Source organism: Streptomyces sp. NRRL S-340 (assembly GCF_000720185.1).
Lineage (GTDB): Bacteria > Actinomycetota > Actinomycetes > Streptomycetales > Streptomycetaceae > Streptomyces.
Genome location: NZ_JOIY01000095.1, coordinates 1 through 1447 on the forward strand (window position 1 = coordinate 1; position 1447 = coordinate 1447).

Annotated in this window: 3 protein-coding genes; all 3 read right to left on the reverse strand. The window is 64.5% G+C overall.

Annotation, left to right across the window (positions count from 1 at the left end; translation table 11 throughout):
- Positions 1-95: 95 nt before the first annotated feature.
- Positions 96-773, reverse strand: a complete 678-nt coding sequence (locus IG64_RS43155) for a DUF6507 family protein (protein WP_324609604.1) — start codon at positions 771-773, stop codon at positions 96-98.
- A complete protein-coding gene (locus IG64_RS37080) occupies positions 712-1026 on the reverse strand; it encodes a pore-forming ESAT-6 family protein (RefSeq protein ID WP_037864913.1) in 315 nt (104 codons plus the stop codon). Before IG64_RS37080 ends, IG64_RS43155 begins: the two co-directional genes overlap by 62 nt.
- Positions 1027-1101: 75 nt before the next feature.
- Positions 1102-1428, reverse strand: coding sequence for a hypothetical protein (locus tag IG64_RS37085; RefSeq protein ID WP_037864912.1), 327 nt, complete (start codon positions 1426-1428; stop codon positions 1102-1104).
- Positions 1429-1447 lie beyond the last annotated feature (19 nt).

Consider the following 1447-nt stretch of genomic DNA (forward strand, 5'->3'; position numbering starts at 1 on the left):
ATCCCGCACACCACCCGCATCCGCCCGCAGATCCCCGCACGCCTTCTCCAGCAGCCCCAGATCACCCGTGAACTGCGGAATCTCCCCCGGCTCGATCACTTCCCGCCCACCCCTGGCGCATCCAGCCGCGGCGCACCCAGCGCAGCATGCTGCGCCCGCGCCGCCATCTCCTCATCACCCTTCAGATACGCCGTCGTCGCATCCACCACCCCCTGCAACGACTTCCCCGCCCGCGCACCCACGAACTGAAGATCCTTCGACGCATGCTCCGCATACTGCGACAACGCCAACGCCACCAGACCCCCCTGCGCCTTACCCCCACCACCAGCAGAACCCGCATCCGCCGAAATCGTCCCCGCAGACGACGCCGCCGACGTCAAATGCTCCCCGAACGCCTTCGCACACGACTCCAGACGCGACGCCGACTCACCCACCGACCTCAACACACCCGAAATACCCTGCGGCCTCAAATCCCACCCAGACACCCAACAACCCCCGAACAAACCACAACAACCAACAGCCAACGCCCACAGCAGAGGACAGACAACCGACCGCAGACCGCAGACCGCAGACAGCTCACAACGAGCAGCGGACCGCAGACAGCTCACAACGAGCAGCGGACCGCAGTCCGCAGACCGCTCACAACGGGCAGCGGGCAGCGGGCAGCGGGCAGCACCACGAACCCGGCCGGCCGGCCCGCCCACCAGCCACTCAGCCGATGTTGTCCACCGCCGACTTCGCCTTCGCCAACGTCGAATGCGCCGTCGCGTCATTCTTCTCCAACGTCGACTTCACCAGACCGATGATGTTCCGCACCTCATGCGAAGCCCGGTTCCACCGCTGCTCCTTACCGTGATACTCATCCGCCACACCATCAGCCGTGAAATCAGCCATCGCCGCCTTCACCTGCCGGTCCCGCTGCGCGATCACCTCCTCCAACCGCGCCACCACCGCCTGCAGACTCCCCTGCACATCCCCCGACGCACCCACGTCATACGACCGACGATCCGAACCCGAACCCGCCATCACACACCACTCCCCGTGAAACAACCAACCAACCCGACAAACAACCCGGAACAGCCCACAGAGCAGAACAACAGCTCAGCGGAAACGCGCCGCATCGAAATTCGCCGCACCCATCTGCTGCCGCGCGTTCTCACCCTGCTCCTGATCACCCGAGGAAAACGCACCCTCCATCCCCGACTGACCACCCAAAATCGCCCCCAACGACGAATTCAGCTCACGCGCGATCCCATCCGCACGACCCTTGAACTCATCGAACATCCGACGCCCCGCACCATTGAACTTCCCCTCCAACGGCTCCACCGCCTGCACCAACTGCCGGATCAACGACCCCAGATCATCACTCGACCCACGCGAATCACGCATCAACGTCGACAACGTCTGCGCACCCATGTCGAACTTCACGCCGAACTCGCCTCCCCCA